Origin of the sequence: Idiomarina sp. UBA4206, from assembly GCF_002383015.1 — a bacterium.
In the GTDB taxonomy this organism is placed as follows: domain Bacteria; phylum Pseudomonadota; class Gammaproteobacteria; order Enterobacterales; family Alteromonadaceae; genus Idiomarina; species Idiomarina abyssalis.
Map to the genome: position 1 here is coordinate 2,117 of NZ_DFTS01000036.1, position 6,150 is coordinate 8,266.

Below are 6,150 nucleotides of genomic sequence, written 5' to 3' on the forward strand. Positions count from 1 at the left end.
GGTCAATAAATGGACCTTTTTTAAGAGAACGTGGCATGTTTTATCCTCAACTCTTATTTGTTGCGACGGCGTACGATGAACTTATCAGTACGCTTGTTTTTACGGGTTTTGTAGCCCTTGGTCGGCGTGCCCCATGGAGTCACAGGATGACGTCCACCAGAGGTACGGCCTTCACCACCACCGTGAGGGTGATCAACTGGGTTCATCGCCACACCACGAACGGTAGGACGAATACCACGCCAGCGGTTTGCACCGGCTTTACCCAATTGACGCAGCATGTGTTCTGCGTTACCTACTTCACCGATAGTTGCACGACCTTCAGACTGAACGCGACGCATCTCACCTGAACGCAAACGAACGGTAACATAAGCACCGTCACGAGCAAGAATCTGGCAATAAGCACCCGCTGAACGAGCCATCTGTGCGCCTTTACCTGGCTGTAACTCTACTGCGTGAACAACACTACCCACAGGGATGTTGCGCATTGGCAGACTGTTACCAGGTTTAATCGGTGCATCAACACCAGACTGGATACGATCGCCTACAGATAGGTTTTTCGGAGCCAGAATGTAACGGCGTTCACCGTCAGCATACAAAACTAAAGCGATATTCGCTGAACGGTTAGGATCGTATTCAATACGCTCAACCTTTGCAGGGATACCATCTTTATTACGTTTAAAGTCGATTACACGGTAGTGGTGTTTATGTCCACCGCCAATGTGACGAACCGTGATACGACCGTTATTGTTACGACCACCAGACTTGCTGTTTTTTTCCAGCAATGGTGCGTAAGGCTTGCCTTTGTACAGGTCCTGACCGACGACTTTAACGACGTGGCGTTGACCCGGAGACGTAGGCTTACTTTTAACTACAGCCATGTTTATTCCTCCTGTTACTCAGCGCCGCCAGAGAAGTCAATGTCAGCACCTTCATTCAAGGCAACATACGCTTTTTTCCAGTTACTGCGTTTTCCAAAACGGAACCCAGTACGCTTGGTTTTACCCTTTACGTTTACTGTACGTACGTTTTTGACTTCAACTTCAAACAGTTTTTCGACAGCCGCTTTAATTTCGGATTTCGTCGCATCAACTGCTACTTTGAAAACAACCGTGTTGTTGCCTTCAGCAGTCATAGTCGATTTTTCCGAAACGTGAGGTGCTAAAATCACTTTAAGCAAACGTTCTTCGCGCATCATGATAACACCTCCTCAAGCTGCTTGACGGCGTCTGCAGTCATCAGCACTTTCTCGAAAGCAATCAGACTGACAGGGTCGATACCCTGAACATCACGCACGTCGACTTTATGCAAGTTGCGAGAAGCTAAGAATAAGTTCTCATCAACTTCTTTAGTCACGATCAAAACGTCGTTCAGATCCATTTCTTTCAGTTTCGCTGCCAGCTGTTTTGTTTTTGGTTCTTCAACACCAAACTTCTCAACAACAATCAAACGTTCCTGACGAATCAATTCCGACAAAATGCTTTTAATCGCACCGCGATACATTTTTTTGTTAACTTTCTGGCTGTGATTTTGCGGCTTAGCTGCAAAAGTCGCACCACCAGAACGCCAGATAGGACTACGGATTGTACCTGCACGGGCACGACCAGTACCTTTTTGACGCCAAGGCTTCTTACCACCACCGGCTACTTCAGAACGAGTTTTCTGAGCTTTAGTGCCCTGACGAGCACCTGCAGCGTAAGCTACAACTACTTGATGGACAAGGGCTTCATTAAACTCACGTCCAAAGGTAGCTTCGGAAACCTCAAGAGCGCCTTTTGCGTCTTTCAATGTTAATTCCATCACTATTCTCCTCAGACGTTACGCCTTGACCGCTGGTTTAACGATCACATCACTACCGGTTGCACCCGGGACCGCACCTTTGATCAACAACAAACTGCGTTCTGCATCAACTCGAACTAATTCAAGTGACTGCGTAGTGACTCGCTCATTACCCATCTGACCAGCCATTTTCTTGCCTTTGAATACTTTACCAGGCGACTGGTTTTGACCGATTGAACCCGGTGCACGGTGGGACAATGAGTTACCATGAGTAGCGTCCTGCATGCTGAAGTTCCAGCGCTTCACAGTACCGGCAAAGCCTTTACCTTTAGAAGTACCAGTAACGTCTACTTTCTTAACTTCTGCGAAAATATCAACAGTCAGTTCAGAACCAACCGCGTAATCTTCGCCTTCGCCGTTTTTCAGGCGGAATTCCCAAAGACCACGACCTGCCTCTGTACCAGCTTTAGCAAAATGACCTGCTAAAGGCTTGGTTACACGGCTCGCTTTCTTCTCGCCTGTGGTCACTTGAAGGGCACGGTAACCGTCAGTGTCATCAGATTTAACCTGAGTCACACGGTTCGCCAGCACTTCGATCACAGTAACAGGAACAGAAGCGCCGTCTTCCTGGAAGACACGCGTCATTCCTACTTTACGACCGACTAGACCTATAGCCATTGTTAAAACCTCTCGTGTGTAATCCTATTACTGCCCACTTAACCCAAGCTGATCTGTACATCAACGCCAGCTGCCAAATCTAAACGCATAAGCGCGTCAACCGTTTTGTCAGTAGGGTCCATGATATCAATCAGACGCTTGTGGGTGCGGATTTCGTACTGGTCACGCGCGTCTTTATTCACGTGTGGAGAAGTCAGCACGGTGAAGCGTTCTTTCCGAGTTGGCAGTGGGATAGGGCCACGTACCTGAGCACCAGTGCGTTTTGCAGTTTCAACAATCTCTGCAGTCGACTGGTCGATCAGACGGTGATCGAACGCTTTCAAACGAATCCGAATTCTTTGATTAGCCATAAATAAATCAAAGCCTCAATAAAAGAGCATTTAAAAAAGAGCACAGAAAATCGCAACCTCCCTGGCACATACCGGGGGTGCGACATTCTACGTCAACCGTTCAGTCCCCAATCGGGACTGTTGTCGAACGCCTTTTACACGGCCAAAGCCGATAAACTCAAAAGACGTGGCCGCGAATTATACCGATTCACGGCCGGGTGTCAAGCCCTTAATGTGTTTCGGCGTAGTCTTCCACTTGTTCCCAAACACGCATTAAATTACCACCCAGAATCATTTCAATTTCTTTATCTGAGTACCCTCTGTCCATTAAGCCCTGAACAAGGTTTGGATAGGTAGATACATCTTTTAAGCCGACCGGTAATGAATCACCGACACCGTCATAATCTGAGCCAATACCTATATGCTCAACGCCAATTAAGTCGCGCACGTGGTCGATATGGTCCAGAACTGTATCTAATGTCGCAAACGGGTACGGATTATTTGCCTCTATGTCTTTAATGCGACGTTTGGCTTCATCGCTGTCTTCACCATACTGCTCTTTTACAGCATTAATACGCTTTTTCATCATATCGCGGTAACGGTTTGCCTGCTCAGCCAAAAACGATGAACCAAAGTTAATCTGGATAACACCTTCATTTTTCGCTAAAGCTTTTAGCATGTCATCGCTCATATTACGCTCGAAACCGGGGGTGTATGAGCGCAGCGACGAATGCGAAGCTATGACTGGCACGTCACTAATTTCGACGGCCTGGTAGAACGCCTCATCGGAGATGTGAGAAACATCAACCATAACGCCAACTTTGTTCATTTCTTTGACCAGTTCCTTACCAAAGGGGCTTAAACCATCCCACTGGCGGCGAATGTCATAAGAGGAATCAGAAATGTGATTAGATAATGAGTGAGCCAGAGTAATGTAGCGAATGCCACGCTCATAAAACATGTGCAAGTTATCAAGGTCACCTTCAATTGGTGTGCCATTCTCCATCCCCAAAGCAATAGACATTAGCCCTTGCTCTTTATTACTACGGATATCATCCGTACTATAAGCCATGGCAAACTTATCAGGGGCTCGTGCAACCAGAGCTTCCATGCCATCAATAAGTTCGTGAGCCAGTTGAACACTGCCACCGCTTTGCTCATAAGAAGCTGGAATATAAATTGACATGAAAGGCGCATCCAGACCGCCTTCAACAGCGCGAGGGTAGTCAAAATCGCCTTCGGCAGTCGCTTCTGTTACATCTTCCCATTTATCGTGAATTCGGTAAGGCACATCAATATGTGTATCAACCAGAAGGTACTCTTTTGCCAGCCTTTCAGCTTTATCACTCGCTGTATACTTTGCTTGTTCAGCGTTACCTTCTGTGGGCTGTGCGGCTGTTGCGCAGCCAGTTATTACGGCCAGCACGGACGCGGCTATCAGAGACTTAAACATACGTATTCCTCTTTTATTGTTATAACGAGATATACGCAGAGTACCAAAAGTCTAGCTGTGCCGCATTAGGGATGCGCTGAAACTTATGACAGCGCCGACGACTAACGTTCCTAATACCGGCGCGGTCAACCAAATGAGCCACCATTGATCTAATAAAATCATGGGAGCTCCCTACTGAGTCTGCTGACTTTTTTCTTCGGACGCTTTACTTTGAGTTTCAGTCAACTGCAGACTGGAAAACAATTCAAGGCCCCACTCCTGAATAGAATCAGAAACTGACTGCTTGATAGTTTCCATACCTTGCTCTGATATTTCAGCAATCTGAGCTTGTATCTCAGCAGCGATAGAATCTCTATTATCATCGGCAGCTGAAGCCGATGCGCTGAACAACATAACACCACTGACAACACTTACGATTAACGCTTTCATAATTTTTCTCCTTTGAATAAATGACAGTGCGTTAGTTAAGTCGCACTAACTAATTCAAAGGTTGTGCCAGCTTTTTGATTTTATTTAAGGTGTTGTTTTATATGTATTTATTTAATTAACAGTAAAAACCTTACCTTCAGCAGGTTAGTGTTTTTCACTAATTTTTAGTGTATTTATGAGGTTAGTGACGAAACATGTTGACTGTGGTCATCCCGAAACGCCAAGGCACCGTAAAGCAATTGCTCAGCACAAGTCGCCCTCGGACCTTTCACGCTAAGATACTGTCGCCAACGCTTCCCCCCGGCCATTCCCTGAAAGAGTCCCAGCATATGTCTGGCCACGTGCCATGCTCGGCCACCCTGACGGATATGGTTATCGATATAAGGTATCATTGCGGTAACAATCGCTTCCCGGGACAACTCTGACCGCTCAACACCCGTCAACGAATCCAACTCAGTCAACAACCAGGGGTTCTGATAAGCCGCTCGCCCTATCATCACACCTTGAACTTGAGCTAAATGCTCTTTAACGTCCTCAATAGTTGCAACTCCGCCATTAATCGAAACAGGAATACCGGGATACCGTTGCTGTGCCCGGTAAACACGCTCATATTGCAACTCGGGAATATCTCTGTTTTCTTTAGGACTCAGGCCTTGTAACCAAGCTTTGCGCGCGTGCAAAGTCAATTGGTCGGCACCTGCTGCGACTACGGCATCAGTTAGCTGATAAAGGAAGTCATCGGAGTCCTGATGGTCTATTCCGAGTCGGGTCTTTACCGTTATGGGAATATCGGTAACCGCTTTCATCGCGCTCACACAATCAGCTACTTTTTTAGGTTCCGCCATTAAACATGCGCCAAAACTTCCATTCTGAACCCGGTCAGAAGGACAACCAACATTAATGTTAACTTCATCATAGCCCCGCTCTTGGGCTAAAGCGGCACAGTGAGCCATTGCGTCAGGCTCAGAGCCTCCCAATTGAAGCGCAACGGGGTGTTCCTCTGAGTTGAATGCTAAAAAATCCTGTTGGCCATGAATAATAGCGCCAGTCGTCACCATTTCAGTATAAAGAAGGGTGGTTGATGNNATGTTAGTAAACGATGGAAGTACCGACAGTGACGATCGGTCCAGTCCAGCATAGGCGCTACTGAGAGCTTGTAAGAATATGGTACAGCCAAAACATCCACCCGGTTAAAAAGTTAGTCAATAAATTTCGAGTAATTGCCTGACATTTTAACTCAGAATAAGCGACTAAGCAGCCTCTTCCGTAAAACCCTTTTCCTTGCCTGTAAAACTCTCTACAATGACCAGAACGATCTTAAATAGTAGTAGACAATGACAGCTCAAGAAGCACAACGATTGATACATAAAGCAGAGAAACTCTGCCAACAACGCGGTGCCCGACTCACAAATGCCCGGCGCGAAGTTTTTGCAATACTCGCTGAGCACTCAGGAGCTGTCGGAGCCTACGATTTACTCGATCAAC

7 protein-coding genes and 2 pseudogenes are annotated in these 6,150 nt (G+C 46.6%); 1 reads left to right on the forward strand and 8 read right to left on the reverse strand.

Annotated elements, in window-relative coordinates:
- Positions 1-53: 53 nt before the first annotated feature.
- From rplB to dusA, 8 genes and pseudogenes are all read right to left on the reverse strand, one after another.
- On the reverse strand, positions 54-878 hold the full coding sequence (rplB, locus tag B3180_RS07295; RefSeq protein WP_011235150.1) for a 50S ribosomal protein L2: 825 nt from the start codon (positions 876-878) through the stop codon (positions 54-56).
- 14 nt (positions 879-892) lie between these two features.
- A complete protein-coding gene (gene rplW, locus B3180_RS07300) occupies positions 893-1,195 on the reverse strand; it encodes a 50S ribosomal protein L23 (RefSeq protein WP_054489117.1) in 303 nt (100 codons plus the stop codon).
- Positions 1,192-1,797 (reverse strand): 50S ribosomal protein L4, encoded by a 606-nt coding sequence (gene rplD / locus B3180_RS07305; RefSeq protein ID WP_054489119.1) that lies wholly within the window; start codon positions 1,795-1,797, stop codon positions 1,192-1,194. Before rplD ends, rplW begins: the two co-directional genes overlap by 4 nt.
- 18 nt (positions 1,798-1,815) lie before the next feature.
- Complete coding sequence (gene rplC, locus B3180_RS07310; protein ID WP_054489121.1) at positions 1,816-2,454, reverse strand: 50S ribosomal protein L3; 639 nt, start codon at positions 2,452-2,454, stop codon at positions 1,816-1,818.
- 38 nt (positions 2,455-2,492) lie between these two features.
- Positions 2,493-2,804, reverse strand: coding sequence for a 30S ribosomal protein S10 (rpsJ, locus tag B3180_RS07315; protein WP_053954198.1), 312 nt, complete (start codon positions 2,802-2,804; stop codon positions 2,493-2,495).
- A 208-nt stretch (positions 2,805-3,012) separates the two neighbouring features.
- Positions 3,013-4,224 (reverse strand): dipeptidase, encoded by a 1,212-nt coding sequence (locus tag B3180_RS07320; protein ID WP_414653613.1) that lies wholly within the window; start codon positions 4,222-4,224, stop codon positions 3,013-3,015.
- A gap of 183 nt (positions 4,225-4,407) precedes the next feature.
- Positions 4,408-4,665: a hypothetical protein gene (locus tag B3180_RS07325; RefSeq protein ID WP_054489123.1), complete on the reverse strand. Its 258-nt coding sequence runs from the start codon at positions 4,663-4,665 to the stop codon at positions 4,408-4,410.
- Between the two features lie 173 nt (positions 4,666-4,838).
- Positions 4,839-5,803, reverse strand: a pseudogene (gene dusA, locus B3180_RS07330) (tRNA dihydrouridine(20/20a) synthase DusA).
- A gap of 196 nt (positions 5,804-5,999) precedes the next feature.
- Here dusA and B3180_RS07335 point away from each other — a divergent pair.
- Positions 6,000-6,150: pseudogene (locus B3180_RS07335) on the forward strand (transcriptional repressor); the annotation flags it as partial.